Genomic DNA, 25824 nt, shown 5'->3' with positions numbered 1-25824 from the left:
CCGACGTCCCCCGCGTTCCCGGGAGAGATCGTGCAGGTCAGCGGAAGACGATCGTCCGGTCCCCGTTGAGGAGGACGCGGTGCTCGCAGTGCCAGCGGACCGCGCGGGCGAGGGCCAGGCACTCGACGTCGCGTCCCACGGCCACCAATTCCTCCGGGCTGTGGGTGTGCTCGACACGCGCGACCTCCTGCTCGATGATCGGCCCCTCGTCCAGGTCGGCGGTGACGTAGTGCGCGGTGGCGCCGATCAGCTTCACGCCCCGCGCGTGCGCCTGGTGGTAGGGGCGGGCGCCCTTGAAGCTCGGCAGGAACGAGTGGTGGATGTTGATGATCGCGCCGGGGAGCTTGGCGCAGAAGTCGTCGGAGAGGATCTGCATGTACCGGGCCAGGACGACGAGGTCGGCGCGGTAGTGCTCGACCAGCGTGAGGATCTCGGCCTCCTGCGCGGCCTTGCCTCCGGACCCGGCCGGCAGATGGTGGTAGTCGATCCCGTACGACTGGGTGAGGGGCCGCAGGTCGGGATGGTTGGACGCGACCCCGACGATGTCGATGTCGAGCAGCCCCGACCGCGTCCGGTAGAGCAGGTCGTTGAGGCAGTGCCCGCCCTTCGACACCATGATCAGGACGCGCGGCCGCTCGGCCAGCGCGTGCAGCCGCCACTGCAGCCCGAGCTCGGGCACCAGGGACGCGAACGCGCCGCGCAGCTCGTCGGGGTCGGTGTCGTCCAGGGCGGCGAACTGCACCCGCATGAAGAACGTGCCGGACTCTCCGTCGCCGAACTGCTGGCTCTCCAGGATGTTGCAGCCGCGCTCGGCCAGCAGCCCGGAGACGGCGGCGACGATGCCGGTCCGGTCGGGGCAGGAGAGGGTCAGCACGTATTCGTTCAACGGTCTCACTCTTGTTCGCGGTGGGACGGGGCCTGGCGCGATCCGGCAGCTCAGGCTGGTGTCCTCCGAGCGTACGCGCGTACGGACGCCCCCGAGGACTACTGATGAGTAGTTTACGGGCTTGATTTGAGGTTAGTTTTGCCTCCATGCGGCGAATCCTGCTGGTTGGACTGGCGGTCACCCTCGTGCTCGCGGGCTGCACCACCGAGGGCGGCGGCGAGGGCACGGGCGGCCAGGGCGGGCGGCCCGCGAAAGTGGACGGCATCCCCACCGCGCAGGGCACGCACAAGCAGAAGATGGACGTGGGCACGATCGGGCACCGCGAGTTCCTGCTGCACGTCCCGTCCAAGGTGTCCGGAGGCGACTGGAAGGACGGCAAGCCCGCCGATCCGCCCGCGCTGGTCATCGCCCTGCACGGCGGGCTCGCCACCATGGGCAAGATGGAGGACATGTCCGGCTTCAACGGGCTCTCGGACGAGAACGGCTTCCTCGTCGCCTACCCGAACGGCGTCATGACCACGTGGAACGCCGGCGACTGCTGCGGCGCGGCGAAGGTCGGGAACGTGGACGACGTCGGATTCCTCACCCGGCTGATCGACAAGATCACCGGCGCCGGGCTGGCCGATCCGGACCGCGTCTACGTCACGGGGTTCTCCAACGGCGCCGGGATGGCGTACCGGATGGCGTGCGAGAAGCCCGGGAAGGTCGCGGCGATCGGGGTCGTGGAGGGCGCGCTGGTCACCGACTGCGATCCCGGCGAACCGGTCTCCGCGATGATCTTCCATGGGACCGCGGACGGGAACGTGCCGTTCAACGGCGGCGGCAACCGCGACTTCAACGACCGCCGGCCGTTCCCGCCCGTGTCCGAGGCCGTCGACTTCTGGCGCCGGGTCGCGGGGCTGCCGGAACCGGCCAAGCAGGTCAAGGCACGAACCGACGACACCGAGTGCGAGAGCACGGGCAAGGGCGACCGGGGCGTCGCGGTGGCCTTCTGCAAGATCAACGGCGGTGGGCACGTGTGGCCGGACAAGGCGAGCGCGATGCTGTGGGACTTCTTCGCCGACCATCCGCGCGGCGGCCGCTGAGCGTTACATGAGAGCTATTCACATTCAGCGGTAGTGTGGCAGTGTGGCCAGCATGAACCTCCGGGACCGCTATGACGCCGCGACGGCCGGGATCGAGGCGCCGTTCGCCGTCGTCGACCTGGCGGCGTTCCGCGCCAACGCCGCCGGGCTCCTCCGCCGCGCGGCCGGGAAGCCGATCCGGGTGGCGAGCAAGTCGGTGCGCTGCCGGTCGCTGCTGGAGGACGTCCTCGCCATGGACGGCTTCGCCGGGATCATGGCGTTCACGCTCCCCGAGGCGCTCTGGCTGGCCGGGCAGGGCGTCAGCGACGACATCCTCGTCGCCTACCCCACCGCCGACCGCACGGCGGTCGCCGAACTGGCCGCCGACCCCGCCGCCGCCCGCGCCGTCACGCTCATGGTCGACTGCCCCGAGCACCTCGACCTGATCGAGTCGGCCGCCGGCGACCGGGCGGTCCGCGTCTGCATCGACATCGACGCCTCCTACCGCCCGCTGGCCGGACGGGTCCGCATCGGCGCGCTGCGCTCCCCGCTGCGCACCCCCGCCCAGGTCGGCGCGTTCGCCGAGGAGGTGCTCAAGCGCCCGTCGCTCGACCTCGTCGGGCTCATGGCCTACGAGTCGCAGATCGCCGGGGTCGGGGACGTCCCGCCCGGACGCCCCACGCGGGCCCGCGTCATCCGCGGCATGCAGCAGCGGTCCCGGATGGAGCTGGCCCGGCGCCGGGCCGCGATCGTCCGGACCGTCCGGGAGCTGGCCGACCTGGAGTTCGTCAACGGCGGCGGCACCGGCAGCGTCGAGAAGACCGCCGCCGAGCGCGCGGTCACCGAGGTCGCGGCGGGGTCCGGCCTCTACCAGCCGCATTTGTTCGACCAGTACTCCAACTTCAGCGGCAGGCCCGCCGCGCTGTTCGCCCTGCCGGTCGTGCGGCGCCCGGCGCCCGGCGTTGCGACCTGCCTGGGCGGCGGCTACCTCGCCTCGGGCACCGGCGACACCGTCCGCCTCCCGCAGCCGTACCTGCCGACCGGCCTGGCCTACGACGGCAACGAGGGCGCCGGCGAGGTGCAGACGCCGCTGCTCGGCCGCTCCGCCGACCTGCTGTCCATCGGCGACCGCGTCTGGTTCCGGCACACCAAGGCCGGCGAGCTGTGCGAGCGCTTCGACGCCCTGCACCTCATCGACGGCGACCGGGTCGTCGGGGCCTCCCCCACCTACCGGGGCGAGGGCAAGACGTTTCTCTGACCCCGCGCGCGAGCGTCTAGGTTGGGCGTATGAGCGACGCTCCCATGATCAGTGTCCGCGGCGAGGCGGTGCTGGAGGCCGAGCCGGAGATCGCGCGGCTGACCGTGCACGTCCAGTCGCAGGAGTCCGACCGGCGCACGGCGCTGGACCGGCTCACCGAGCGCAACCAGCGCTGCCTCGACCTCGTCAAGTCCTACGGCCAGGCCGTCGAGAAGCTGGAGACGGGCCGGCTCTCGATCACGCCGCTGCTGAAGTACAAGCGGCGCGAGGGCGACATCCGCGCCTACCGGGGCACCGTCCAGATCAAGATCACGGTCGCGGACTTCGGGGTGCTCGGCGAGCTGGTCGCCCGGCTCGGCGACCTCGAGCGCACCGCCGTGGACGGCCCCGAGTGGGACCTGCGGCGCGAAAGCGAGGTGTACGGGCGGGCCGCGCGGCAGGCCGCCCACGAGGCCGTCGCGCGCGCCCGGAGCTACGCCGAGGCGCTCGGGTCCCGGCTCACCGGCCTGGTCGAGCTGTCGGACGAGGGGCTCGGCAGACCCCAGGAGCGGGGCGTCGCGCTCGCCGCCGCGTACGGGGGGACGGGGCCGGGCGGCGCGGGCGCGGAGCCGGAGCCGATCGACCTGGAGCCCGCCGCGCAGGTCGTCCGCGCCGCCGTCGAGGCGCGCTTCACCGTGTCGCCCCCGGACCTGGAGCCGCGGTGAAGATCGCGATCATCGGGGCGGGCAGCGGCTACATGCCCGGCGTGATCCGGGGGCTGCTGCACCGCGCCGGCGACCTGGCGGGCACCGAGCTGTCCTGCCACGACATCGACACCGGCCACCTGGCGGTCATGACGCGGCTGGCGCGCGGCATGTTCGCCGCCCGGGACGCCGCGTTCACCGTCTCCGCGCACACCGACCTCAAGGCCGCCCTGGACGGTGCGTCCTACGTCTTCACGACGTTCCGTCCCGGCGGGCTCGCGGCGCGGCACCTGGACGAGTCGATCCCGCTCAAGCACGGCGTCGTCGGGCAGGAGACCGCCGGGCCGGGCGGGTTCCTGATGGCGCTGCGCTCGGTGCCCGTGCTGCTGGAGATCGCATCCGCCGCCGGCCCGGACGCCTGGATCGTCAACTACACCAACCCCACGAACATCGTCACCGACGCCGTCGCCCGCGCCACCGGCGCCCGCGTCATCGGGCTGTGCGACCAGGCCATCGGCGACACGGAGATGTGGGCCGGCCTGCTCGGCCTCCCGTCCGAGGGGCTGGAGGCCGACTGGATCGGCCTCAACCACGCCACGTGGGCCCAGCGGCTCCGGCTCGACGGCCACGACCTCGACGTCCCGCTCCTGCTGGACGACCTGGAGATCCCCGGCGGCGGCGCGACCCCGTGGCGCGACCCGTCCCGCATGGCCGAACTCGCCAAGACGCTCGGCTTCCTGCCGAACTCCTACGCGAAGTACTACTTCTTCCACGACGAGGTGGTCGAGGAGCTGCGCGAGAAGGGCACGACCCGCGCGCAGGACATCCTCGCCATGCTTCCCGCCTACTACGAGCAGGTCACCGCCGAGTCCCGGAAGGCCGATCCCGACCCGTCCCGCGAGCGCGGCGGTGGTGAGCACGGCGAGTTCGCCGTCGACGTCATCTGCGCGCTGCACCGCGACGAGGGCCGCCGGATGATCGTCAACACCCGCAACAACGGCGCGATCCCGTGCCTGGACCCCGACGCGATCGTCGAGGTCCCGTCGCTGGTCGGACGTTCCGGCCCGGTCCCGCTGACGATGGGGCCGCTTCCCGGGCCGGTGCGCGGCCTCACCCAGGCGATCCACGCCTACGAGCGGCTCGCGTCCGACGCCGCCGTCACCGGCGACCGCCGGACCGCTCTGCAGGCCCTCATGGCGCACCCGTTCGTCCGGAGCAGGGACACCGCCCGGAAGATCCTGGACGAGGGGCTCGCCGCCCACCGCGAGCACCTCCCCCAGGTCGCCTGAGGGTGCCTCGTTCATCTGAACGGCGAACGTCCAGGACCCGTACTCCCTGATGTGGGACGAACGGATTGCGGGGACTACCGCATCGGGCTCGGCGTCTACGCCCTGGGGCGGCTGCCGGGCGCCGAGGCCGACGCGCTGTCGGCGCATCTGCGCGGCTGCCCGCCCTGCCGCGCCGAGCTGGCCGAGCTGCGGGTCGTCGCCGAACTCCTCGCCCACACCGTCCCGCAGCGCCCCGCCCCCGCCCGCGCGAGCGCCGGCACGGCGCGAAAAGGCGCCGGCCGCAGACCGCGGACCGGCGCCTCCCTGAGGGGGCTCAGCGGCGCTTGCGCCTACGGCTCAGGAGGACCAGGGCGGTCACGGTGACCGCGGCCCCGACACCCGCCAGAACCAGGCGCTTGTCGACACCGCCGCCCCCGGGGACGTCGTCGCCCTCCTCGTCCGCGGACGGACGCACGAGCGCGCCGACGGCCTTGGCGACCTGACCCGCCTCCTCCTTCAGCCGGTCGGCGCCCCGCTGCGCGACCTTCTTCGGATGGACCCGGTCGGCGAACTCGTCGACGACGAGCGCGAGCTCCTGGACGTTACGCTCGATGTACCTTTCCAGCCCCTCCGGGTCGCTGGGCCTGTCAGCCATGCCGTGTCCTTATCGTGTGGGGCGAAATCTCGACCAGCGAAGCATGATCCGAACAGTCTGGCAGGTCTTCCCCCCGAACGCCCGCCACACCCCCGGCCGGGTACCGTTGGGGCCATCTTCCGAGCGAAAGGCGGGTCAGGGTGTCCGAGCGGCTTCAGCCGGGCGACGTCGCCCCCGATTTCGAGCTTCCCGACGCCGACGCGTCCCCGGTGTCGCTGGCCTCGCTGCGCGGGAAGCGCGTGATCCTCTACTTCTACCCGGCGGCCATGACGCCCGGCTGCACCAAGGAGTCGGTCGACTTCGAAAGCAGCCTGGCCGACCTGGAGGCCGCCGGCGCCACCGTCGTCGGCGTCTCCCCCGACAAACCCGCCAAGCTGGCGAAGTTCCGGGAGAAGGAGGGCCTGACCTTCCCGCTGCTGTCCGACCCGGACACCGAGGTCCTGAAGGCCTACGGCGCCTACGGGGAGAAGAAGCTGTACGGCAAGGTCGTCGTGGGCGTCATCCGCTCCACCTTCATCATCGACGCCGACGGCAGGATCGAGAAGGCGTACTACAACGTGAAGGCCACCGGCCACGTGGAACGCCTCCGCCGCGACCTCGGCATCTAGCCCCGACCGGCAGAACCGGCCCGCGCGCCGCGGGCCGGTTCTTCGCGTTCCCGGGGTGCGGGCGGGGGGATTCGAACCCCCACGGTGTCGCCACCAACAGGACCTAAACCTGCCGCGTATACCTGGTTTCGCCACGCCCGCAGACGCTCCCGCCGGGAGCGCGTTCAGCTTAGCGCTCGCGGCGGCGGCCCCGGCAACGGAATTCGCCTCCGCGCGGGAACGGGACCGGATAAAGGACAGAACCGCAATGGAGTTGCGGACATGAGCTGCGCGAATCCTGCGGCACAATCTGCAAAACGCTCTCGGCGGGAGCCCGCCGGGCGGCCTAGGCTTGGTGGGTCCGGCCTTCGGCACAGTCGGTGACGCCATGATCACGAGCTCCTCGGAAACCGTCCTGAACGCCTCCTTCACGCACCGGCTACTGCCCTACGACGGCGCGGACCAGTTCCTCGACGGCGCCGTCCCCTTCCTGCTGGACGGGCTCGACGGCGGCGACCGCGTCCTCGCCGTCTGCGGGACCGGGCAGGAGATGCTGCTGCGGGACGCGCTCGGCCCCGCCGACGCCGGCGTCGAGTTCGCCGAACCGTCGTCCTGGTACGCGCACCCCGCGCGGACGCTGGCGGACTGCCTGAGCCAGGCCGACGACGCCGTCCTGCGGGGAAGCCGGCTGCGCCTCCTCGGGGAGCCGGCGTGGGCGTCGCGGTCCCCGCTGGAGGTCCTCGAATGGCAGCGGATCGAGGCCGTCCTCAACGTCGCGTTCCGCGGCACCGGCGCGTCCCTCATGTGCCCGTACTCGGCCACGCTCCCCGCGGGCACCGTCGCGGCGGCGCGCAAGACCCATCCGGAGACCGTGCGGGGCGGGCGGTCCCTCACCAACCCCGGCTTCATCGACCCCTGGGCCTATTGCGAGCAGTGCGACCGGGAGCCGCTCCCCCACCCGCCGCCCGGCGCCGACACGCTGGAGATCGAGCAGGCGGACCTGTACTGGCTGCGCGCGTACGTCACCGACTACGCGCGGCAGACGCCGCTCCCGGACGAGGACCGCAAGCGCCTGCTCATCGCGGTCACCGAGGTCGTCACCAACGCGATGCGGCACGGCGAGCCGCCCATCGTCCTTCGCATGTGGACGGAGGACGGCGCGGGCGGCGCCGCCTTCGTCTGCGAGGTCGCCGACGAGGGGCGGTGGGCGCCCGGCACCGGGTACGGGCTCATCCCTCCGCGTCCGCCCGGCACCGCCGCGGGGAGCCGGTTCGGGCTGTGGGCGGTGCGGCTGCTGTGCTCGACGGTGCAGGTCAGGACGGGCGACCGCGGCAGCGTCGTCCGGCTCAGGCTCGACCTCGACCTCCCCGCCCGGACCGGCCCTTCCCGGCCGAACGGAGAGTGATCGGTTCCATGCGTTGGGCTTCCAAAGACCTCCGAGCGGCGTACGCTGAACACACCACCGACCCCGATGGGCAGGCCCCATGATCAGCGAGCGGGAGACCCCCTGGTTCGACACCCGTCCCGTCAGCGCCGTCCGACCGGGCGACCACGGCTGGCTGGCCTACCGGGGCTTCGAGGAGCGCGACCGGGTCATCGGCCCGTTCGTCCGGGAGGGGCTGCAGACCAACGAGAAGGTCGTGTACGTCACCGACGCGCCGGCCGACCGGCTCCCCGGCCTCGGCCCGCGGCACCGGATCGACCTGGACGCCTACGGCAGGGCGGGCCAGCTGCGGGTGATCTCGCTGCAGGACGCCTGCCTCAACCGGCGGGGCGAGTTCGAACCCGCCATGATGCTGGACACGATCGGCCGCGAGGTCGGCGGCGCGTTCGCGCAGGGCTTCCGCGCCGTGCGCCTCACCACCGACCACAGCGGGCTGATGAACCTGCCGGAGCCGCCCGACTTCGGCCGGATGCTCGGCTGCGAGCACCGGGTGGGCGACGCGGTCTCGCCGAGCACGATGGCGATGGCGATCTGCCAGATCGACCGCCACGCGTGCCCGCCCGAAAAGCTGCTCGCCCTCCGCGACACACACGAGGTCCTCGTGGAAGTGAACCCCGAATTCGATGACGGGATCCTGAAGATAGTGCGCACATTCGAACCTGACGGCCTGCGGGTCGAGGGCGAGCTGGACGCCGCCCGGCACAGCGTGTTCGCCGAGCAGCTCGCGCAGGTGAGCACCGAACGGCGCCGCGTCCACCTCGACCTGTCCCGGCTCGCCTTCATCGACCTCGGCGGCCTGCACCTGCTGGCCCGGCACGCGACCGGGCTGCCCGCCGGCGAGCCGCTGGTCCTCGACCATCTCGCGCCCGACGTGGAGAGCGTCATCGAGATGGTCGGCTGGCACCGGCTGCCGGGCCTCGCCCGCGGCGGCCGGCCGGGGCGCCCGGACACGGAGGGGGCGAGCTGATGGCCATGGAGCACCAGGCATTCCTGTACCGCGACCTCGACGACTTCCTGTCGGTCACCGTGCCGCACCTCCGGTCCGGGCTGGAGCGGGACCAGGCCGTCATCGCCGTCGTCCGCGAACCCAACCTGGCCGCGCTCCGCGACGTGCTCCCGCCGGGCGACGCGCCGATCGAGTACTTCGACTCGGCGGAGTTCTACCGGCACCCCGTCCACACCCTGCGCGACTACCAGAACGTCGTGAAGAAGAGCGCGCCGCGCCGCGTGTGCGCGCTGGCCGAGCCCTTCTGGGACGGCTGGGACGAGCGGCAGACGCTGGAGTGGATCCGCTACGAGTCCCTCATCAACGTGGTGTTCGAAGGTTCGGGGGCGCGTGCGCTGTGCCCCTACGACACCGGCACGCTGCCGCCCCGCGTCGTCGCGGAGGCGAGGCGGACCCATCCCCTGCTGCTCGCCCCCGACCACCGCGGCCTGAACGACGACTACGTCGACCCGGTGACGTTCGGGGCCGGCTGCGACCGGGGGCTGCGTTTCGACCGTCCCCGCACCGCCGAGTACCTCCCGATCAAGGACGACGACCTGTCCGCGCTGCGGTCGTTCCTCGGCGAGCGCGCCTGCCGCCACGGCCTCGTCCAGCAGGCGGCGCGCAACCTCGTCACGGCCGCGAACGAGGCCGCGGCCAACGCGCTCCAGCACGGCACGCCGCCGATCGGCCTCTGGGTGTGGCAGGACGGCGCCGACCTCGTCTGCGAGATCGGCGACAACGGCTTCTGGCGGCCGGGCCCCAGCCCCCTGACGGGGTTCATCCCCCCGGACACGGCGCTCCAGCGCGGCTTCGGCCTGTGGACCGTCCGCCTCCTCGTCGACCTGATGGAACTGCGCGCGGGCTGGGACGGCACCTTCGTCCGGCTGCGCGTGTCCCGCGATTCCCCGTGCCGGTCCCGGTGACCTCCGGAAAGAGCGTCGCCCTCTCCGTGGGAAACGGAGAGGGCGGCGGGTGGCGACGGTGGTCACAGTGAGTAGTCCACCGTCACGTTCTCGTGGTGCTCGTACAGCCCGTCCATCGTGGGGTGAGAGCTCCACGTGACGTTCAGCAGGTTGACCGGAGCGTCGCCGGGCAGGCTGAGCTTCTCGCGGAGGAGGGCCTTGATCTTGCGCTGGCCCAGCTCGTGCTTGTCCAGGACCTTGACCGCGGGGAGCGTTGTGGTCTCCATTCTGTCTTCTCCTTGTTTGTTCTTCGCTGGACCCTGTTTGTGATCCAACGGTCACGATGTGACACCAGAGACAGTCCGGCCGCGGATGACCGGACGCAATGCCCAGCGCGTGTGGCGCGCTTCACACACCGATCGTGATCGCCGGGTCACGGTGCCGCTCCATCGCGGCTCCGAAAAGAGCGTCGCCTCCCCGCGTGAAACGGGGAGGCGACGGGACGGCAGGGAAGGTGGACTAGAGGTCGTACTCCACCTTCACGTTCGTGTGTAACTCCAGTCCGCCGCCGATCTGAGGGGAGGAGTTCCACGTGATCACCCGGATACTCACGGCGGCGTTGAGGGGCAGGCCGAGCTCCGTGCAGAGCACGGCCTTGACCTTGCGCTTGCCCATCTCGCCCTTGTCCGGGACGTTGACCGCGCGCAGCGTGATGGTGGGCATGGGTTCTCTCCTTTGTCGTCCATCGTCGAACCCGTTGATCCGACGGTCACCGTGTGACATCAGAGACAGTCGTCTGCGGACGACCGGACGCAACACGCGGCGGGGGTCGCGCACCTCACAGTCCGATCACGCGAGGGTCAGGGCAGATCCATGCCGGAGACGATGCCGGCCAGGGCGCGGAACGCCTTGCCTCGGTGGCTGATGGCGTTCTTCTCCTCCGCGGGCATCTCCGCGTTCGTGCGGGTCTCGCCGTCGGGGACGAAGATCGGGTCGTACCCGAAGCCGCCGGAGCCGCGCGGCTCGCGGAGGAGGGTGCCGCGCATGCGTCCCTGCACGACGTGCTCGGCACCGCCCGGGACGACCAGGACGGCCGCGCACGCGAACGCCGCTCCCCGCTGTCCGTCGCCGACGTCGGCGATCTGGTCGAGGACGAGCCGCAGGTTGGCGGTGTCGCGGTCGCCGGTGGCGGTGCCGAACCGTCCCGACCAGCGGGCCGACAGGACGCCGGGCATGCCGTTCAGCGCGTCCACGCACAGCCCGGAGTCGTCGGCGACGGCGGGCAGGCCGGTGAACGCGGCGATCGCGCGGGCCTTCAGCAGGGCGTTGCCCTCGAACGTCAGCTCGGTCTCGGCCACGTCGGGCGCGCCGGGGAACTCGTCGAGACCGGCCACCTCCAAGCCGATCGCGTCAAGGCCGCCGAGGATGCGCTCCAGTTCGGCGACCTTGCCCGCGTTGCGCGTCGCGAGGACGATCCGCGTCATCGGGTGAGAATCTCCGTGCTGAGGGCTTCCGCCTGGAGCCGGGTCAGCTCGGCGCAGCCGCCCGCCGCGAGGTCGAGCAGCGCGTCCAGCTCGGCGCGGTCGAACGGGGTGCCCTCGGCGGTGCCCTGCACCTCGACGAACCGGCCGTCGCCCGTGCAGACCACGTTCATGTCGGTCCCGGCGGCGGAGTCCTCCTCGTAGCACAGGTCCAGTCGGGGCTCGCCGTCCACGACGCCGACGCTGATCGCCGAGACCGAGGTGATGAGGGGGTCGCCCTTGAGGAGCCTACGCCCCCGCATCCAGCTCACCGCGTCGGCCAGCGCGACGTACGCGCCGGTGATCGCGGCGGTGCGGGTGCCGCCGTCGGCCTGAAGGACGTCGCAGTCGAGCTGGACGGTGTTCTCCCCGAGCGCCTTGAAGTCGAGGCAGGCCCGGACGGAGCGGCCGATCAGCCGGGAGATCTCGTGGGTGCGCCCGCCGATCCGCCCCTTGACGGACTCGCGGTCATTGCGGGTGTTGGTCGCGCGGGGCAGCATCGCGTACTCGGCCGTGACCCAGCCGAGGCCGCTGTCGCGCCGCCAGCGGGGCACCGAGTCCTGCACGGACGCCGCGCACAGCACCCGCGTGGCGCCGAACTCGACCAGCACCGACCCCTCGGCGTGGTCGAGCCACCCGCGCTGGATGCGGACGGGACGGAGCTGGTCGGACGCACGGTCATCGGGGCGAGGCATGCGCTCCACCCTAGCGGCACTCAGAGCGTGTACTGGGCGCCGACGCGGGCCAGCTCGACGGCGCCGTCGTAAGGGCTCGCCTTGGCCTCCTTCAGCGAGAGGTCGGCGTCGTTCCACGGCACCAGGTGGGTGAGGACGAGCCTCCCGACCTCGGCGCGGGCGGCGTGCTCCCCGGCCTCGCGGGCGGTCAGGTGCAGCGCGGACGGCAGGCCGGGACCGTCCAGGAAGGACGCCTCGCACAGGAACAGGTCGGCGCCGGTGGCCAGCTCGACCAGATCGTCGGACGCGCCGGTGTCACCGGAGTACACGACGGTCCTGCCGCCGTGCTCGATGCGGAACGCGTACGCCTCGACCGGGTGCGGCATCAGCGCGGTCGTCACGCGGAACGGCCCGATCTCGTAGGGGCCCCGGCGCAGGGCACGGAAGTCGAAGGTCCCGGTCATGCCGGGCTCGGGGTCGAGGTCGTACGCCCGCGCCATCCGCGCCGCCGTGCCGGAGGGGCCGTGCACCGGGATCGGCGGCGGCGGGCCGCCCGGCCGGTAGGTGCGCGCCACCCAGTATCCGCACAGGTCCAGGCAGTGGTCGGCGTGCAGGTGCGAGATGCAGACGGCGTCGATCTCGTACAGCGAGCGGAAGCGCTGCAGCGAGCCGAGCGCCCCGTTGCCGAGATCGAGCACCAGCGCGAACCCGTCCGCCTCGATCAGGTAGCTGGACGCGGGGCTGTCCGGCCCCGGGAAACTGCCGGAGCAGCCGATCACAGTGACCCGCACGCTCAACTCCTCCTTCGGATCCCCGAGGAATCAGGTCGTCAGCGCCTTGCCCGCCGTGGTCTCCACCGAGCCGATCTCCGGGCCGAGGAACCGGCGGCCGAGGTCGGCGAACACGGCCGGGTCCCCGGTCGCGCGGAACCGGTGCCGCGGGCGTGGCGTCGCCTCGTCCCGGGCCAAGCCCCGATCGTGCAGCACGCGATACACGTCCTTCGCGGTCTCGTCGGCACTTGACACCAGTGTGACCCCATCTCCCACCACATACGAGATGACGCCCGTGAGCAGGGGATAGTGGGTGCAGCCGAGGATGAGGGCGTCGCAGCCGGCGTCCACGATGGGGCGCAGGTAGCCGCGGGCCGCCTCCAGCAGCTCCCCGCCCATGGTGACGCCCGCCTCGACGAACTCGACGAAGCGCGGGCAGGCCGCGCTGACCAGGTCGATGTGCGGGGCCGCGGCGAACGCGTCCTCGTAGGCGCGGCTGTTCACCGTGGCCTCCGTGGCGATCAGCCCCACCCGCCCGTTGGACGTGGCCCGGGCCGCGCGGCGGGTCGCCGGGTTGATGACCTCCACGACCGGGACGTCGTAGCGTTCCCGGGCGTCGCGCAGCATCGCCGAGCTGGCGCTGTTGCAGGCGATCACCAGCATCTTCACGCCCTCGTCGACGAGCTCGTCGAGCATCTCCAAGGCGTACGCGCGGACCTGCGCGATGGGACGCGGCCCGTACGGCTGGCGGGCCGAGTCCCCCAGGTAGACGATCGGCTCGTTCGGCAGCTGGTCGAGAATGGCACGTGCCACGGTGAGCCCACCGAAACCGCTGTCGAAGATCCCGATGGGGGCGTCCGGGAGGCCGTCCCCCCGGGATACAGCTGACATGGTGCACAAGGCTAAGCGAGATGGCCCGCCACGGGTGCGTCATGCGTTGGACATCACACCGTCACATGCCGGAAAACCGTCCAGTTCAGACCGTGCGCGGTGTTCCGGGCACGAAGTACCCGCGAAACGCCGGTGGATCGCGTCAGGGGCCGGTGCGGGGGACCCGGGCGAGCTGCCTGCTCTGCGCGACGAGCCGGCCGGCGGCGTCCCACACCTCGACCTCCTCGTCGAACCAGCCGTCGGCGAGGAGCCGTCCGGTGCCGTGCACGGCCAGCCAGCCGGGCACCGGCACGGCCCGCATGTGCCAGGTCAGCTCGACGGTCGGGGCCCAGCCCTTCGCGCCCAGGTTCAGCGCGACCGGCGGCAGCGCGTCCACGGCGAGCGCGAGGGAGTAGGCGTCGATCGCGTACTCGTCGCGGTGCCGGAACCAGCCGCGGACCTCGGGACGCCCGGTCGGCTGCCCGTCCAGCCAGCCCATCGTCGAGCGGTCGAAGCGCATGTCGACCTGGTCGGCGAAACCGCGGCCCGCCGGGGGGTGCAGGTCGCTGCACTCCTCCAGCGGGGGGATCGCGGGGGGCGCCTCACCGGACCAGTCCGGCTCGGCGGCGGCGTCGAGGGTCCCGGTAGTGATCAGTGCGTCGATGGCGGTGCGGCCGTTCTGGACGAGGGCGACCCGCGACGCGGCGGCCGTCCGGCCCTCCTTGCGCGGCTCGACGATCACCTCGGCGGGGCCCGCCTTGGCGACCCGGTGGAAGTTCGTCGCGGTCGAGACGGGGTGGGCGTGCGGGGAGGCGTCGACGGCGGCGCGGGCGAGCACGGCCATGAGGTAGCCGCCGTTCAGCGCCTCGCCGATGGCGTAGCCGCCGTCCAGGACGATCTCGTACCGGCCCTCGCCGACCTGCTTGACCGCGGTCGCGTCGCCGAACCCGCTCATCCGCACACTCCTGCGTCCTGCCGGACGGGCGGGCGCGGGCCCGCCCGTCCGGCACCGTTCTAGAATCTCGTTCGGGACTCTACCGTGCCGGACGGCAGGCCACGGCGGTCGGGGTCCGCCAGGTCCGCGGCGGGGTCAGGCCCAGAGCTGGCCTTCGAGGTGCGCCTCCGCCTCCTCCAGCGTCCCGCCGTACGCGCCGGTGGACAGGTACTTCCAGCCGCCGTCGGCGATCACGAAGACGATGTCGGCCCGTTCCCCGGCCTTGACCGCCTTCGCGGCCATGCCGAGCGCCGCGTGCAGCGCGCCGCCGGTCGAGATGCCCGCGAAGACGCCCTCCTGCTCCAGCAGCTCGCGGGTGCGGCGCAGCGCGTCCCCCGAGGTGACCGAGAACCGGGTGGTCAGCACCGACTCGTCGTACAGCTCCGGGATGAAGCCCTCGTCGATGTTGCGCAGCCCGTACACCAGATCCCCGTAGCGGGGCTCCGCCGCGACGATCCGCACGTCCGGCACCTGCTCGCGCAGGTACCGGCCGACGCCCATCAGCGTCCCCGTGGTGCCGAGCCCGGCGACGAAGTGCGTCACCGTGGGCAGGTCCTCCAGGATCTCCGGCCCGGTCGTCTCGTAGTGCGCGAGCGCGTTGGCCTCGTTGCCGTACTGGTAGAGCATCACCCAGTCGGGGTTCTCCTCCGCCAGCCCCTTCGCCACCCGGACGGCCTCGTTCGATCCGCCGGCCGCCGGCGAGGAGATGATCCGCGCCCCCCACATCTCCAGCAGCTGGCGGCGCTCGGCGGAGGTGTTCTCCGGCATCACGCACACCATCTCGTAGCCGCGCAGCTTGGCGACCATCGCCAGCGAGATGCCGGTGTTGCCGGACGTCGGCTCCAGGATCGTGCAGCCCGGTGTGAGCAACCCCTCCTTCTCCGCCTTCTCGATCATGTAGAAGGCGGGACGGTCCTTCACCGAGCCGGTCGGGTTGCGGTCCTCGAGCTTGGCCCAGAGCCGGACGTCGTCGCGCGGCGACAGCCGCGGCAGGCCGACCAGCGGTGTGCGGCCGAGCGAGTCCAGCAGCGAGTCGAATCGCATGTGCCTCGTCCAGCCCCGGCTCAGCCGCCGGCCACGGCCGGGAGGATGGTGACGTTGTCGCCGTCGGCGACCTCCGTCTCCAGCCCGCCGAGGAAGCGGACGTCCTCGTCGTTGAGGTAGACGTTGACGAACTTGCGCAGGCCCTTGTCGTCCACCAGCCGGTCGCGCAGGCCGGCGTGGCGCGAGTCCAGGTCGCTGAACAGCTCGTCCAGTGTGGCGCCCTTGCCCTCCACGGCCTTGGAGCCATCAGTGAGGTTGCGCAGGATCGTCGGAATGCGGACCTCGATCGCCATCGCGGTGATCTCCTTCTACGTCGTACGGGGCTCCCCGCCCTCATCGGTCGACAACCGGGCCGGGAGCGGGTTGATTCCAGGCGGATGCGGCGCGTCAGCGACAGTCGTAGACGACCTCGGCGCGCGAGTGCCCGAACAGGAAGCTCTGTACGGGCGGCACCGCGGGGAATCCGGCGCGGCGCCGGCCGCCCGTCCCGTACCCGCTCGTCCACATGTCGACCAGTTTACCGGCCGCCACCATGACGATTCCCGCCGCGTCCAAGCCGTACCCGGCCGCCCGTGCTCAGGTGCCCGTCCTCGTTGCCCGTCCTAGTTGCCCGTGTCAGTTGTAGGCGTCCACGACGGCGACCTCTTCCTCGGTCACCTCGCCGTCCACGATCCGGAACGACCGGAACTCGGTGTCGTCGTCCTCGCGGGTCGAGACGAGCACGTAGTGGGCGTTCGGCTCGGAGGCGTAGGAGATGTCGGTGCGCGACGGGTACGCCTCGGTGGAGGTGTGCGAGTGGTAGATCACCACCGGCTCCTCGTCCCGGTCGTCCATCTCGCGCCACACCTTGAGCTGCTCCTGGGAGTCGAACCGGTAGAACGTCGGAGACCGCTCGGCGTTGACCATGGGGACGTACCGCACGGGCCGGTCCGAGCCGGCGGGGCCCGCGATGACGCCGCAGGCCTCGTCGGGGTGGTCGGCGCGCGCATGCGCGACGATCTTCTCGACCAGAGCACGCTCGATCGTCAGCATGCTGAAAGGCTACCGGGCACCGCGCACGATCCGGATCCCGCCGTCAGGTGAGCTTGAGGCGGAGGCGGACCTGGAGGCCGTGGGGGGTCGAGCGGGGCTCCACGATGTGGCACAGGCGGCGGACGGCCCACATCGCGGGGTCGTGTCCCTTGGCGCCCGGCGGCTCGTAGCCGGGGAACCGTTCGGTCAGCGCGCCCACCGGATCGGTGACGTCGCAGATCAGCTCGCCGCCCTCCGCCCACACCCACAGCGCGCCGCGCCCGCCGCCGTCCCGGACGATGCCGGTGGCGACCTCGTTGGCCGCCAGCACGAACGGGAGCGTGCGCTCCCGCGGCAGCCCGAGCCGGGCGGCCTCGTCCGACAAGAAGTCCCGCAGCTCCGGCAGCGCGGCCGTGTCGTAGGCGCACACGATCCGCGTCGGGGTTCCGGCGAACACGACGTTCAGCAGCGCGTCGTGGCGCTTCCACTCCCGCGTCTCCAGCGGCGTGCGGCCGTCCCAACCGGCTCGGCCGGCAGCCGCAGCCGCCCGCGCGGCCACCAGTCGCCGCGCGCCCGGTCATGGAGGGACGCGGTCATGGAGGGACGCGGCCATGGAGGGACGCGGTCATGGAGGGACGCGAGCGCGTGCATCGGGCCGCCGAGCCACTCCGCCGGGTCGAGGAACTCGACCGCCGTGGCCGTCCCCTGATCGAGCCGCTCGCGCAGGGCACCGGCCACCGGCGGCGCGACGATCGCGACGACCGCGTCGCCCGCCTGAAGCCCGGCGCGCAGGAACGGCACGGCGGTCAGCAGGAACTCGCTCCACGACCCGTACAGCAGCGCCCGGTGGACGAGCACGTCCCGCGCGACGGTCCCCTGCTCCGGTGTGCCTGACTCGATCACGGTGCCGCCTCCGCGACGATGCCGGGCGCGGTCTCCCAGCCGGAGACGCGCAGCATGAGCTTCACGCAGCCGGGCATCGAGCGCAGGATCACCTGGCGGTCGAGGACGCTGCTCGTCTCGTTGGCGCGGATCAGGGTGCGCAGGCCGTCCAGGTCGCAGAAGTCCAGCCCGGACAGGTCCAGGCACAGGTGCGCGGTTCCGGCGTCGACGTCGCGCAGCGCCTCGACCAGCGCGGGCAGGGTCGACTCGTCGATCGCGCCGGACAGCCGCAGGCCGGGAGGCGCGAACAGCGGGACGATCTCGAGGACGCCGTCGTCGAACACGGCGTCGGGGCCGGCACGCCCGCCGTGGCGGCTCTCCACCTCGCGCAGATGGTCGCCCGCGTACCAGCGGCGGTCGTACTGGCACAGCGCCATCGCGGGCCGCGCCCGCCGCGTGACGGCCCGGTGCAGGGCGCCCTCGTACTCGGCGAACCGCTCGGTGCCGGGCCAGCCGCGCAGGGACGGGGACGCCTCGTCCGTGACGCGCACCGCCGGGTGGCCGCGCGCCAGGGCGGAGTCGATCACCGCGCCGAGGTCGGTTCCGGCGGTGGGCAGGACCGTGAGCCGGCCGTCGTCGAGCGCGGCCCCGAAGCCGTCGCGGAGGCGTCCCGCGGCGGAGCCGGCCGGCGCGTCGTCCACCAGGTAGATCAGGGCGTCGCCGGCGCGGAGTCCGTCGTTGAGGAACGCCGTCAGGACCGCGTGCCGCTCCTCGTCGTTGACGTAGGCCAGGCACAGATGATCGCCGGGCCGCATGGCCCCGACCGGCCGGACGGGCTCGCCCGGCCGGTCACGGGCCTGCTCGGGAGCCATGCGACCTCCTCAGAAGGCGCCTCGCGTCACCGGGTGCGGTGCTCGATGGAGATGCCCGGGGCGTCGACGAGACCCTCGGCGTGCAGCCGGTCGCGCAGGGCGGGCGGCACGCCGCGCAGCAGCAGCCCGCGCCCCTCGCCCCGGTCCGGGCGGCCGGCGCCGGCCAGCAGGCGCAGCCCGTCCGCGTCGCAGCCCGTCACGCCGCCGAGGTCGAGGCAGAGCAGGCCGGTCCGGGTCGTGATCGACGCCAGCACCGACTCGGCGGCGGGACGGGTCGACCCGTCGATGACCCCGGCCAGCTCGGCGCCGGGCGGGCTGAAGATCGGCGTGATGCGCAGCGAGCCGTCGTCGTAGTAGTCGTTGGCCCGGACGCGTCCCATGTGGCCGACCTCGACCTCCGCGAGCCGGACGTCGTCGAACCACCGCCGGTCGAACTGGCAGATGGCCATCGCCTTCAGATCGGTGGTCATGAAGACCTCGTCCAGCATCCGCTCGAAGTCGCCGAACTGCTCGGTGCCCGGCCAGCGGCGCAGCGAGAACCTGGCCTCGCCCGCGATCCGGACGCCCTGGTAGCCCTGGACGAGCGCGAGGTCGATCTCGGTCGCCATGAGCTCGATGCTCGCGGACGGGTCGAACCGGCCGCTCGCGAGGAACGTCTCCTCGGCGGTCCGCACGACGAAGTGCCCGGCGTTCATCGCATCGGTGAGATCGACCAACTCGTCGTCGGTGCCGGAGCCGGCGTCCTCGCCCGCGGCGAGGAGCCAGCCGAGCACCTCCCGGGCGGGGACGGCGTCGGAGATGTAGATGACCTTCTGGCCCGCGCGGACTCCGTCACGCGCGTAGGCGGCCATGATCGACCGCCGTTCGCCGTCGTCGTCGAAGATGAGGGCGAGATGGTCGCCCAGTTCCATCCTGCCCACCGGCTTGTGATGGGTGCTCGCCGCGGACATGGCGGCCTCCGAGTGGTCTCGGGCCCGCCGGGGCAGGCTGTGGAACGCCCCCTGGAGGCAACACTAGCGACCCTCCGCATCGCCGTCCCGACAATCGGTGATGTCCGTTATGACCGAGTGCGGACGCCGGAGACGGTCACCAGAGGACGCGGACGAGGCTCTCCTGCAGCATCGTGAGCCAGTCGTAGGCCGCGAACATGGGGGCCCGCGGGTCCTTCGGATCCAGCTTCTCCGCTTCCTCGTACCACTCTTCGGTGATGTCGAGCCGGGTGCCGAGCGCGAGCCGGACGTCGTTCAGCGCCCGCAGCCACGCCTGGGCCTGCTTCTCGTCCAGGAAGATGTCGGCCTTGGGGCCGCCCAGCGCGCCCAGCACCACCCCGGCCGCCTCGCGCTTGCCGTCGCGCAGCCCCATCTCGGTGTAGCGGCGGAACTCCCCCGCGGCCTCGCCGTCGTCGCCGTCGTCGCCGTAGGCGTCCGGGAACAGCCGCGCGAGCACCGGGTCGTCCGGTTTGGTGGCGTTCTCGGAGATGCCCACGGAGGCCAGCTCGTCGTCCTCACCGGGAGCGTCGCCGAGCAGCGCGAGCAGCTGCTCCATCAGGGCGCGCAGGAGCGCGATCTCCTCGGCCTCCAGCCGCACCCTGATGCCCTGGCGGGTCTTCTTCACATGGCTCACGGCTCGCTCCGCTCCAGACGGCTCATCGAATGGCTCCGCCCACGGGCTCAGTCGTCCCGCTTCACGGTCGCCCACAGGCCGTAGGAGTGCAGGATCTCCACGTCCCGCTCCATCTCCTCGCGGGTGCCGTTGGCCACGACCGCGCGGCCCTTGTGGTGCACGTCGAGCATCAGCTTCTCGGCCTTGGTCTTCGGGTAGCCGAAGACGGCCTGGAACACGTACGTGACGTACGACATCAGGTTGATGGGGTCGTTCCAGACGATGGCCAGCCACGGCCGGTCCGCGCTGACGTCCTCCTCGGCGTCCGGCCGTTCCAGTTCGACGGGCGCGGGCGCCGTGCTCATGGCGCTCATTCCGCGTCTCCCCCTCTCCGCGTCGGTCCGCCCTCGAACCCGATGCTATGCGCGACTGCTCCGTCCGGGTGCGATGCCCCGCACGATCATGGTGCCTGCGGGGCCTAGAGTGCCACGTGTGGACCTAGGTGACGGTACCGCCCTGCTGACCGACCAGTACGAGCTGACCATGCTCCAGGCCGCACTGCGCAGCGGGACGGCCGATCGGCGCGCGGTCTTCGAGGTGTTCGCGCGGAGCCTCCCCGCGGGCCGCCGGTACGGGATCGTCGCCGGCACGGGCCGGCTGCTGGACGCGATCGAGTCCTTCCGCTTCGAGCCCGCCCAGCTGGACTTCCTGGCCTCCAACGACATCGTGGACGAGCCCACGGTGCAGTGGCTGGAGCGGTACCGCTTCACCGGGAACGTCTGGGGTTATGCCGAGGGCGACTGCTACTTCCCGGAATCGCCGATCCTGGTCGTCGAGGGGACGTTCGGGGAGGCCGTCCTCCTGGAGACCCTCGTCCTGTCGATCCTCAACCACGACTGCGCGATCGCGTCCGCCGCCTCCCGGATGGCGCAGGCCGCCCAGGACCGCCCCCTCATCGAGATGGGGTCGCGGCGCACCCACGAGCGCGCCGCCGTGGCCGCCGCCCGCGCCGCCTACATCGCGGGGTTCGCCACCACCTCGAACCTGGAGGCGGGCCGCCGCTACGGCGTGCCGACCGCCGGGACGAGCGCGCACTCGTTCACCCTCCTGCACGACAGCGAACGGCACGCCTTCGAGGCGCAGCTCGCCTCGCTCGGCGAGAGCACCACGCTCCTGGTCGACACCTACGACGTCGAGCGGGCCGTCCGCACCGGCGTGGACCTGGCCGGGCCGTCGCTCGGGGCCGTCCGCCTCGACAGCGGCGACCTGGGCGTCCTGGCGCTCCGCGTCCGCGACCAGCTCGACTCGCTGGGCGCGCACGGGACGCGCATCGTGGTGACCGGCGACCTGGACGAGTACGGCATCGCGGCCCTGGCCGCCGCCCCCGTGGACGGGTACGGCGTGGGAACGTCCCTGGTGACCGGCTCGGGCGCGCCCACGGCGTCCCTCGTCTACAAGCTCGTCGCCCGGTCGGACGGCCCCGAGGAGGAGGCCCCCATGCGCCCGGTGGCGAAACGCTCCACCGGCAAGCCGAGCCGCGGCGGACGCAAGACCGCCGTCCGCCGCATCGACGGCCACGGCGCCGCCTACGCCGAGACCGTCTCCACCGGCGAACCGGCCCCCGGCCCGCGCGACCGCGTCCTCCAGGTGCCGCTGGTGCGGGACGGCGAGGTCGTCGGACGTGAATCACTGGCCGCGATGAGGGAACGCCACGCACGGTCGGTCGCGGAACTGCCGCCGACGGCGAAGCAGCTCTCCAAGGGTGAACCCGCCGTCCCCACGGAGTTCGTCAACGGTGGCCCGCGCAGGTGACCCCGGCTCAGCGGTGCTGAGGTAGCGTCAGGAGTAACCGGGACAGGGAGCGGTCATGGGCAAGAAGGCTCTGATCATCGTGGACGTGCAGAACGATTTCTGCGAGGGCGGGTCGATGGGCGTCTCCGGCGGGGCGGACGTGGCCACGGCCATCTCCGGGTACGTGGCCGGGCACCGGTCCGACTACGCGCACATCGTGGCGACCCGGGACTTCCACCTCGACCCCGGCGACCACTTCGCCGAGGCGCCCGACTTCGTCGACTCGTGGCCGCCGCACTGCGTCATCGGCACGCCGGGCGCGGACTTCCACCCCAACCTCGCCCTCGCCCCCATCGAGGCGGTCTTCAGCAAGGGCCGCGAGACCGCCGCCTACAGCGGCTTCGAAGGCGTCTCCGACGACGAGATCCCGCTCGCGGACTGGCTCGCCGCCCGCGGCGTCGACACCGTGGACATCGTCGGCATCGCCACCGACCACTGCGTCCGCGCCACCGCCGTGGACGCCGCCCGCACGGGCCTGGTCACCACCGTCCTGCTCGACCTCACCGCCGGCGTCGCCAAGCCCACCGTCGACCGGGCGCTGGACGAGCTGGCCCAGGAGAAGGTCGCCCTGTCCGGCGCCCCGGTGGTGATCACCTGATCATGACCACCCCCCGGGTCGTACTGATCGCCGGCGTGTCCGGCAGCGGCAAGACCACCATCGGAACCAAGCTCGCCGAACGCCTCGGCTGGGACTACGCCGAGGCCGACGAGTTCCACTCCGAAGCCAACATCGAGAAGATGCGCTCGGGCCACCCGCTGACCGACGCCGACCGCCTCCCCTGGCTCACCTCCATCGCCGCCTGGATCGACGACCGCCTCAGAACCGACCGCCCCGGCGTCGTCTCCTGCTCCGCCCTCAAACGCAAGTACCGCGACATCCTCGCGGGCGACCGCGAAGCGGTGGCGACGGTCCTCCTGGACGGCGACCGCGACACGATCGCCGCCCGCATGAAGGCCCGCAAGGGCCACTTCTTCAGCGCCACCCTCCTGGACACCCAGTTCGCCGACCTGGAACTCCCCGCCCCGGACGAGGACGTCGTCACGGCCCCCATCACCGGCACCCCAGACGAGACGGTCGCCCACATCCTGGCCTCCCTGCACCTCGCCCCCCGCCGGCACTGACCGCGCCCGGTCAGCTCTGGATCTCGACGCGGAACCACCGTCAGTCGCGGACGTAGTAGTGGCCGAGGACGCCGTCATAACGTCCGGTGGGACGGCAGCAGCGCCGGAAAGCGCCGCCCGGACCCGCACGGGCAGGGGTCGTTGCCGCCGATCTTCTCGACCAGCTCGGTGTCGACGCCGACCGTGCGGTCGCCGCGCTTGACCTTGGTCTCGCTAAGGGGAACCGTTTCTAAACAGTGTCCAGGAGTGGGTCTTGGACCCATGGCCCGGTACTGCGCGTATCCCGAACGGTGTTGGATGCGCTGGTTGCCCGCGTTCGGTGTGTCCTGGTTCCGGGACGTGCATCGTGTGCATGCCCGGTAACCGGTGGGCGGGCTTCCTCACGCCTGCGGACACTCGGTTCGGCCTGGACGGTCCGATGCCCCGCGGCATCGCTCTGGTGCTGCGGGGGCGGTGTCGTCCGTCGCCGGATCGGGTGTCCGAGGGCGCGTCTGCCGATCGCCACCGAGGCGGCGTCATGGCGGGTCATCTGACGTTTGCTGGTGGACAGGGGTTTGCGCCAGGGCTGGTCGCCCCATTTCGAGGTGTAGGCCGGGTCGACCGCGACGATCGCCAGGCCCTGCTCGGCGGCCATCGAGGTCAGCCGCGCCTTGAGTTTCCCGGTGGGGAAGCCGGAGATCAGCTGCCGGAACCGTGTGCGGCGGCCGTGCTTCACCGCGTTCCGCCGGGATGTTGGCCCACCATTCGCGTCAGGAACAGCAGGCGCAGCCGGGCTTGCAGGAGGCGCAGGCGTCGTCGGTGCTCTCGGCGGTGGCGCCGGTCGGCGGGGTGGGAATGGTGCAGCAGGCGTCGCCGCGCCAGGCCGCGCGGCCTTCCTTGACCGCGACGGCGGCGATGACCAGCGCGGCGATCGGGTCGGCCCAGACCCAGCCGAACAGGCTGTTGACCGCCAGCCCGGCCAGCAGCACGGCCGACATGTACGTACAGAGGAGGGTCTGCTTGGAGTCGGCCACCGCACTCGCCGAACCCAGTTCGCGGCCTGCCCGGCGCTGCGCGGCCGACAGGAACGGCATGACGGCCAGTGACAAGGCGGCCAGGACCAGTCCGGGCGTGGAGTGCTCGGCTTCCCCACCCCCGGCCAGGGCGCGGACCGAGTCGGCGGTGACGTAGGCCGCCAGCGCGAAGAACGAGACCGCGATGATCCGCAGCGCACGCCTCTCACGCCGCTCGACCAGTTCCGGGGTGCGGGCGGAGAACTGCCACGCGACCGCCGCCGCTGAGGCGACCTCGATCACCGAATCCAGCCCGAAGGCCACCAGCGCGCCCGACGAGGCAACGGTCCCGGCGCCGATCGCGATGACGGCCTCGATGACGTTGTAGGTGATGGTGGCGGCCACCAGCCAACGCACCCGCCGCGCCAGCACCGCCCGCCGCCACGGCGAGGACGCCGGTGACACCGTGGTCATGGTCGCGCCTGGGTATCGGGCGTGCAGGCACCCGACTGCCGGCCGGCGGCGGTGCCGTAGGTCGGGCAGAGCGCGACGGCGCGGTCGGTGGCGGCGAGGAGATGCTCGGCCGAGCGCAGCAGGTCCAGCAACTCGGGTGCGGCGATGGAGTAGAACGACTGGCGGCCTTCGGCGCGATAGTCCACCAGGCCGCATCCCCGCAGGCAGGCCAGGTGCTTGGAGATCGTGGACTGCGCCAGCTTCAGCTCACGGGTCAGGTCCACCACCCGCGCCTCGCCGCGAGCCAGCCGCTGGACGACGGACAACCGAACCGGATCGGCCAGGGAGTGGAACAGCGCGGCCGCCGGCGCCAACCCGTCCAAGGAAGTCATTCCACAATCAGAATCAATCGCCATACCGTGATGATATCCGCCGTACGTAATTCGTCAAGGCGTGCCCGGGCCGCGAAGCGCCGACATCCCGCCCTGCCCATCCGACGCCACCAGTGGGCGGTGTGCATGTTGAAACCGCAGATCAGGTGGCCAGGCGGCCTCGGTCCTGGCTTCCTTCGCCGCCGCCGTCCCGGCGGACCCGACTGCGCCTCCGGGCCTGACGACAGCCGCGTGCGGACCACCTGAGACCGGTGGAAGCGAATCCGGGTGCTCGGGGTGGACGAGCCCGCTCACGGGTTGGTCGCCGCCGCCATGAAGATCGGGACGGCCGCGAACAGGCGGTCGGCCTGGGCGCGTTCGCGCTGGTCGGCGATCCACGCGTCCGCCTCCACCCGCGTGACCGCGCCGTGCTCGCAGCAGACTTCGGCGAGGCGGGTGAGTAGCGGCAGGAACGAGGCGTCGGTGAACACCCCCGTGTGCACCTCCACCGTCGCGTCGCGGAAGCCGGCGTCCAGCAGCAGGTTGCGGTACTGGCGGGCGGCCCGCGGCGACGCCACCTGGTCGGCGCGCTTCCGCACGATGGTGCGGGTGAGCTCCGGGTCGGCCGAGTCGATCACGAAGGTGTCCCAGTCCTGCCCGGCCAGGACGACGCGCCCGCCCGGAGCGAGAACACGCCGCGCCTCGGCGAGCGCCCGTCCCGGGTCGGCCAGCGTGTGGACGACCTTGTCGGCCCGGTAGCCCGCGACCTCCCCGTCCTCGAACGGCAGGGCATGCAGGTCGCCGACGCGGAACTCGCCGTCCGGCCGGCGCTTCCGCGCCACCTCGATCATCTGGTCGCTGACGTCGATCCCCGTCGCCGGTATGCCCCGATCCGCCAGCTCGGCGACGGCCCGCCCGGAGCCGCAGCCGACGTCGACCACGGGGGCGCCCGGGGCGGCGTGGAGCAGCTCGTACGAGCGGGCGCGCAGCGCGGCGGCGCCGGGACTCTCGTCGACGGCGTCGAGCTGCGGGATGAGGGCCTCGATCGCTTCGTTGGACAT

Annotated in this window: 35 protein-coding genes and 1 tRNA gene; 12 read left to right on the top strand and 24 right to left on the bottom strand. The window is 72.1% G+C overall.

The window, feature by feature from the left end; translation table 11 throughout:
• Positions 1-37: 37 nt before the first annotated feature.
• Positions 38-886, bottom strand: coding sequence for a formyltetrahydrofolate deformylase (gene purU / locus E1281_RS02715; RefSeq protein ID WP_131875507.1), 849 nt, complete (start codon positions 884-886; stop codon positions 38-40).
• A gap of 146 nt (positions 887-1032) precedes the next feature.
• Here purU and E1281_RS02710 point away from each other — a divergent pair, with 146 nt between their 5' ends.
• From E1281_RS02710 to E1281_RS02690, 5 genes are read left to right on the top strand one after another with little or no spacing between them, the layout of a single operon-like run.
• The gene (locus E1281_RS02710) at positions 1033-1971 is read left to right on the top strand and encodes a PHB depolymerase family esterase (RefSeq protein WP_131875506.1); all 939 of its coding nucleotides are present in this window, start codon (positions 1033-1035) and stop codon (positions 1969-1971) included.
• A 52-nt stretch (positions 1972-2023) separates the two neighbouring features.
• Positions 2024-3208 (top strand): amino acid deaminase/aldolase, encoded by a 1185-nt coding sequence (locus tag E1281_RS02705; protein ID WP_131875505.1) that lies wholly within the window; start codon positions 2024-2026, stop codon positions 3206-3208.
• 29 nt (positions 3209-3237) lie between these two features.
• Positions 3238-3912 carry an SIMPL domain-containing protein gene (locus tag E1281_RS02700; RefSeq protein ID WP_131875504.1) on the top strand — a complete coding sequence of 225 codons (675 nt, stop codon included), beginning with the start codon at positions 3238-3240 and terminating at the stop codon, positions 3910-3912.
• A complete protein-coding gene (locus tag E1281_RS02695) occupies positions 3909-5180 on the top strand; it encodes a glycoside hydrolase family 4 (RefSeq protein ID WP_131875503.1) in 1272 nt (423 codons plus the stop codon). Before E1281_RS02700 ends, E1281_RS02695 begins: the two co-directional genes overlap by 4 nt.
• Positions 5181-5231: 51 nt before the next feature.
• On the top strand, positions 5232-5543 hold the full coding sequence (locus E1281_RS02690) for a zf-HC2 domain-containing protein (RefSeq protein WP_131875502.1): 312 nt from the start codon (positions 5232-5234) through the stop codon (positions 5541-5543).
• Here the strand turns inward: E1281_RS02690 and E1281_RS02685 are convergent.
• The gene (locus E1281_RS02685) at positions 5494-5814 is read right to left on the bottom strand and encodes a DUF3618 domain-containing protein (RefSeq protein WP_131875501.1); all 321 of its coding nucleotides are present in this window, start codon (positions 5812-5814) and stop codon (positions 5494-5496) included. The genes E1281_RS02690 and E1281_RS02685 overlap by 50 nt on opposite strands.
• A gap of 140 nt (positions 5815-5954) precedes the next feature.
• Between E1281_RS02685 and bcp the strand changes: the two genes are divergently transcribed.
• A complete protein-coding gene (bcp, locus tag E1281_RS02680; protein ID WP_131875500.1) occupies positions 5955-6422 on the top strand; it encodes a thioredoxin-dependent thiol peroxidase in 468 nt (155 codons plus the stop codon).
• Between the two features lie 56 nt (positions 6423-6478).
• Here the strand turns inward: bcp and E1281_RS02675 are convergent.
• Positions 6479-6563, bottom strand: a tRNA-Leu gene (locus E1281_RS02675).
• A gap of 226 nt (positions 6564-6789) precedes the next feature.
• Here E1281_RS02675 and E1281_RS02670 point away from each other — a divergent pair.
• The 3 genes from E1281_RS02670 to E1281_RS02660 all read left to right on the top strand — a co-directional run bounded on the left by E1281_RS02670 (position 6790) and on the right by E1281_RS02660 (position 9756).
• Positions 6790-7806, top strand: a complete 1017-nt coding sequence (locus E1281_RS02670; protein ID WP_131875499.1) for a sensor histidine kinase — start codon at positions 6790-6792, stop codon at positions 7804-7806.
• Positions 7807-7885: 79 nt separating this feature from the next.
• A complete protein-coding gene (locus E1281_RS02665) occupies positions 7886-8812 on the top strand; it encodes an MEDS domain-containing protein (RefSeq protein ID WP_131875498.1) in 927 nt (308 codons plus the stop codon).
• On the top strand, positions 8812-9756 hold the full coding sequence (locus E1281_RS02660; RefSeq protein WP_131875497.1) for a sensor histidine kinase: 945 nt from the start codon (positions 8812-8814) through the stop codon (positions 9754-9756). The genes E1281_RS02665 and E1281_RS02660 overlap by 1 nt, the downstream gene beginning before the upstream one ends.
• A gap of 62 nt (positions 9757-9818) precedes the next feature.
• Here E1281_RS02660 and E1281_RS02655 read toward each other — a convergent pair whose 3' ends face one another.
• The 17 genes from E1281_RS02655 to clpS form a co-directional block, all read right to left on the bottom strand.
• The gene (locus E1281_RS02655) at positions 9819-10022 is read right to left on the bottom strand and encodes a hypothetical protein (RefSeq protein ID WP_131875496.1); all 204 of its coding nucleotides are present in this window, start codon (positions 10020-10022) and stop codon (positions 9819-9821) included.
• A gap of 232 nt (positions 10023-10254) precedes the next feature.
• Positions 10255-10458, bottom strand: coding sequence for a hypothetical protein (locus E1281_RS02650; RefSeq protein ID WP_131875495.1), 204 nt, complete (start codon positions 10456-10458; stop codon positions 10255-10257).
• Positions 10459-10595: 137 nt separating this feature from the next.
• Positions 10596-11219, bottom strand: a complete 624-nt coding sequence (gene rdgB / locus E1281_RS02645; RefSeq protein WP_131875494.1) for an RdgB/HAM1 family non-canonical purine NTP pyrophosphatase — start codon at positions 11217-11219, stop codon at positions 10596-10598.
• Positions 11216-11950 (bottom strand): ribonuclease PH, encoded by a 735-nt coding sequence (gene rph, locus E1281_RS02640; RefSeq protein ID WP_131875493.1) that lies wholly within the window; start codon positions 11948-11950, stop codon positions 11216-11218. The genes rdgB and rph overlap by 4 nt, the downstream gene beginning before the upstream one ends.
• Positions 11951-11970: 20 nt before the next feature.
• Complete coding sequence (locus E1281_RS02635) at positions 11971-12720, bottom strand: MBL fold metallo-hydrolase (protein ID WP_131875492.1); 750 nt, start codon at positions 12718-12720, stop codon at positions 11971-11973.
• 30 nt (positions 12721-12750) lie between these two features.
• Positions 12751-13590, bottom strand: a complete 840-nt coding sequence (gene murI, locus E1281_RS02630) for a glutamate racemase (RefSeq protein ID WP_131875491.1) — start codon at positions 13588-13590, stop codon at positions 12751-12753.
• A 142-nt stretch (positions 13591-13732) separates the two neighbouring features.
• A complete protein-coding gene (locus E1281_RS02625) occupies positions 13733-14524 on the bottom strand; it encodes a thioesterase family protein (RefSeq protein WP_131875490.1) in 792 nt (263 codons plus the stop codon).
• A gap of 135 nt (positions 14525-14659) precedes the next feature.
• Positions 14660-15607 carry a cysteine synthase gene (locus tag E1281_RS02620; RefSeq protein ID WP_131875489.1) on the bottom strand — a complete coding sequence of 316 codons (948 nt, stop codon included), beginning with the start codon at positions 15605-15607 and terminating at the stop codon, positions 14660-14662.
• A gap of 20 nt (positions 15608-15627) precedes the next feature.
• Positions 15628-15900, bottom strand: a complete 273-nt coding sequence (locus tag E1281_RS02615) for a MoaD/ThiS family protein (protein ID WP_131875488.1) — start codon at positions 15898-15900, stop codon at positions 15628-15630.
• 94 nt (positions 15901-15994) lie between these two features.
• On the bottom strand, positions 15995-16162 hold the full coding sequence (locus tag E1281_RS39925) for a hypothetical protein (protein ID WP_165958759.1): 168 nt from the start codon (positions 16160-16162) through the stop codon (positions 15995-15997).
• Between the two features lie 60 nt (positions 16163-16222).
• On the bottom strand, positions 16223-16639 hold the full coding sequence (locus E1281_RS02610; protein ID WP_131875487.1) for a M67 family metallopeptidase: 417 nt from the start codon (positions 16637-16639) through the stop codon (positions 16223-16225).
• Positions 16640-16682: 43 nt separating this feature from the next.
• A complete protein-coding gene (locus E1281_RS02605; protein ID WP_131875486.1) occupies positions 16683-17075 on the bottom strand; it encodes a hypothetical protein in 393 nt (130 codons plus the stop codon).
• A gap of 5 nt (positions 17076-17080) precedes the next feature.
• The gene (locus E1281_RS02600) at positions 17081-17521 is read right to left on the bottom strand and encodes an MEDS domain-containing protein (RefSeq protein WP_131875485.1); all 441 of its coding nucleotides are present in this window, start codon (positions 17519-17521) and stop codon (positions 17081-17083) included.
• Entirely contained in the window at positions 17518-18372 is an 855-nt protein-coding gene (locus E1281_RS02595; protein ID WP_131875484.1) for an MEDS domain-containing protein, read from the bottom strand. Before E1281_RS02595 ends, E1281_RS02600 begins: the two co-directional genes overlap by 4 nt.
• A 26-nt stretch (positions 18373-18398) precedes the next feature.
• On the bottom strand, positions 18399-19322 hold the full coding sequence (locus E1281_RS02590) for an MEDS domain-containing protein (protein WP_131875483.1): 924 nt from the start codon (positions 19320-19322) through the stop codon (positions 18399-18401).
• A gap of 136 nt (positions 19323-19458) precedes the next feature.
• Positions 19459-19995: a DUF2017 domain-containing protein gene (locus E1281_RS02585; RefSeq protein WP_131875482.1), complete on the bottom strand. Its 537-nt coding sequence runs from the start codon at positions 19993-19995 to the stop codon at positions 19459-19461.
• Between the two features lie 47 nt (positions 19996-20042).
• The gene (gene clpS / locus E1281_RS02580; protein WP_131875481.1) at positions 20043-20339 is read right to left on the bottom strand and encodes an ATP-dependent Clp protease adapter ClpS; all 297 of its coding nucleotides are present in this window, start codon (positions 20337-20339) and stop codon (positions 20043-20045) included.
• A 97-nt stretch (positions 20340-20436) separates the two neighbouring features.
• On the opposite strand from clpS, the gene E1281_RS02575 reads away from it, so the two are divergent.
• The 3 genes from E1281_RS02575 to E1281_RS02565 are packed head-to-tail and all read left to right on the top strand — an operon-like array spanning position 20437 to position 22947.
• Entirely contained in the window at positions 20437-21786 is a 1350-nt protein-coding gene (locus E1281_RS02575) for a nicotinate phosphoribosyltransferase (RefSeq protein WP_131875521.1), read from the top strand.
• Positions 21787-21841: 55 nt separating this feature from the next.
• Positions 21842-22423, top strand: a complete 582-nt coding sequence (locus E1281_RS02570) for an isochorismatase family protein (protein WP_131875480.1) — start codon at positions 21842-21844, stop codon at positions 22421-22423.
• Positions 22424-22425: 2 nt separating this feature from the next.
• Positions 22426-22947 carry a gluconokinase gene (locus tag E1281_RS02565; RefSeq protein ID WP_131875479.1) on the top strand — a complete coding sequence of 174 codons (522 nt, stop codon included), beginning with the start codon at positions 22426-22428 and terminating at the stop codon, positions 22945-22947.
• Between the two features lie 74 nt (positions 22948-23021).
• Here E1281_RS02565 and E1281_RS02560 read toward each other — a convergent pair whose 3' ends face one another.
• The 4 genes from E1281_RS02560 to E1281_RS02540 all read right to left on the bottom strand — a co-directional run bounded on the left by E1281_RS02560 (position 23022) and on the right by E1281_RS02540 (position 25824).
• Positions 23022-23210: an SEC-C metal-binding domain-containing protein gene (locus E1281_RS02560; RefSeq protein ID WP_131875478.1), complete on the bottom strand. Its 189-nt coding sequence runs from the start codon at positions 23208-23210 to the stop codon at positions 23022-23024.
• A 486-nt stretch (positions 23211-23696) separates the two neighbouring features.
• The gene (locus E1281_RS02550; RefSeq protein ID WP_131875477.1) at positions 23697-24413 is read right to left on the bottom strand and encodes a cation transporter; all 717 of its coding nucleotides are present in this window, start codon (positions 24411-24413) and stop codon (positions 23697-23699) included.
• On the bottom strand, positions 24410-24784 hold the full coding sequence (locus E1281_RS02545) for a metalloregulator ArsR/SmtB family transcription factor (protein WP_131875476.1): 375 nt from the start codon (positions 24782-24784) through the stop codon (positions 24410-24412). The genes E1281_RS02550 and E1281_RS02545 overlap by 4 nt, the downstream gene beginning before the upstream one ends.
• 290 nt (positions 24785-25074) lie before the next feature.
• Positions 25075-25824 (bottom strand): methyltransferase domain-containing protein, encoded by a 750-nt coding sequence (locus tag E1281_RS02540; RefSeq protein WP_243716506.1) that lies wholly within the window; start codon positions 25822-25824, stop codon positions 25075-25077.

The organism is Actinomadura sp. KC345 (genome assembly GCF_004348515.1).
Classification (GTDB): domain Bacteria; phylum Actinomycetota; class Actinomycetes; order Streptosporangiales; family Streptosporangiaceae; genus Spirillospora.
This window is presented reverse-complemented; position numbering and strand designations above follow the sequence as displayed.

Bases quoted from the DNA above. Each gene is read 5' to 3' on its own strand.
- E1281_RS02710 (WP_131875506.1), top strand. From the start codon at position 1,033: ATGCGGCGAATCCTGCTGGTTGGACTGGCGGTCACCCTCGTGCTCGCG.
- E1281_RS02705 (WP_131875505.1), top strand. From the start codon at position 2,024: ATGAACCTCCGGGACCGCTATGACGCCGCGACGGCCGGGATCGAGGCG.
- E1281_RS02700 (WP_131875504.1), top strand. From the start codon at position 3,238: ATGAGCGACGCTCCCATGATCAGTGTCCGCGGCGAGGCGGTGCTGGAG.
- E1281_RS02685 (WP_131875501.1), bottom strand. From the start codon at position 5,814: ATGGCTGACAGGCCCAGCGACCCGGAGGGGCTGGAAAGGTACATCGAG.
- E1281_RS02670 (WP_131875499.1), top strand. From the start codon at position 6,790: ATGATCACGAGCTCCTCGGAAACCGTCCTGAACGCCTCCTTCACGCAC.
- E1281_RS02665 (WP_131875498.1), top strand. From the start codon at position 7,886: ATGATCAGCGAGCGGGAGACCCCCTGGTTCGACACCCGTCCCGTCAGC.
- E1281_RS02660 (WP_131875497.1), top strand. From the start codon at position 8,812: ATGGCCATGGAGCACCAGGCATTCCTGTACCGCGACCTCGACGACTTC.
- E1281_RS02655 (WP_131875496.1), bottom strand. From the start codon at position 10,022: ATGGAGACCACAACGCTCCCCGCGGTCAAGGTCCTGGACAAGCACGAG.
- E1281_RS02650 (WP_131875495.1), bottom strand. From the start codon at position 10,458: ATGCCCACCATCACGCTGCGCGCGGTCAACGTCCCGGACAAGGGCGAG.
- rdgB (WP_131875494.1), bottom strand. From the start codon at position 11,219: ATGACGCGGATCGTCCTCGCGACGCGCAACGCGGGCAAGGTCGCCGAA.
- rph (WP_131875493.1), bottom strand. From the start codon at position 11,950: ATGCCTCGCCCCGATGACCGTGCGTCCGACCAGCTCCGTCCCGTCCGC.
- murI (WP_131875491.1), bottom strand. From the start codon at position 13,590: ATGTCAGCTGTATCCCGGGGGGACGGCCTCCCGGACGCCCCCATCGGG.
- E1281_RS02625 (WP_131875490.1), bottom strand. From the start codon at position 14,524: ATGAGCGGGTTCGGCGACGCGACCGCGGTCAAGCAGGTCGGCGAGGGC.
- E1281_RS02620 (WP_131875489.1), bottom strand. From the start codon at position 15,607: ATGCGATTCGACTCGCTGCTGGACTCGCTCGGCCGCACACCGCTGGTC.
- E1281_RS02615 (WP_131875488.1), bottom strand. From the start codon at position 15,900: ATGGCGATCGAGGTCCGCATTCCGACGATCCTGCGCAACCTCACTGAT.
- E1281_RS02610 (WP_131875487.1), bottom strand. From the start codon at position 16,639: ATGCTGACGATCGAGCGTGCTCTGGTCGAGAAGATCGTCGCGCATGCG.
- E1281_RS02595 (WP_131875484.1), bottom strand. From the start codon at position 18,372: ATGGCTCCCGAGCAGGCCCGTGACCGGCCGGGCGAGCCCGTCCGGCCG.
- E1281_RS02590 (WP_131875483.1), bottom strand. From the start codon at position 19,322: ATGTCCGCGGCGAGCACCCATCACAAGCCGGTGGGCAGGATGGAACTG.
- clpS (WP_131875481.1), bottom strand. From the start codon at position 20,339: ATGAGCACGGCGCCCGCGCCCGTCGAACTGGAACGGCCGGACGCCGAG.
- E1281_RS02575 (WP_131875521.1), top strand. From the start codon at position 20,437: ATGGTGCCTGCGGGGCCTAGAGTGCCACGTGTGGACCTAGGTGACGGT.
- E1281_RS02570 (WP_131875480.1), top strand. From the start codon at position 21,842: ATGGGCAAGAAGGCTCTGATCATCGTGGACGTGCAGAACGATTTCTGC.
- E1281_RS02565 (WP_131875479.1), top strand. From the start codon at position 22,426: ATGACCACCCCCCGGGTCGTACTGATCGCCGGCGTGTCCGGCAGCGGC.
- E1281_RS02560 (WP_131875478.1), bottom strand. From the start codon at position 23,210: ATGGGTCCAAGACCCACTCCTGGACACTGTTTAGAAACGGTTCCCCTT.
- E1281_RS02550 (WP_131875477.1), bottom strand. From the start codon at position 24,413: ATGACCACGGTGTCACCGGCGTCCTCGCCGTGGCGGCGGGCGGTGCTG.
- E1281_RS02545 (WP_131875476.1), bottom strand. From the start codon at position 24,784: ATGACTTCCTTGGACGGGTTGGCGCCGGCGGCCGCGCTGTTCCACTCC.
- E1281_RS02540 (WP_243716506.1), bottom strand. From the start codon at position 25,824: ATGTCCAACGAAGCGATCGAGGCCCTCATCCCGCAGCTCGACGCCGTC.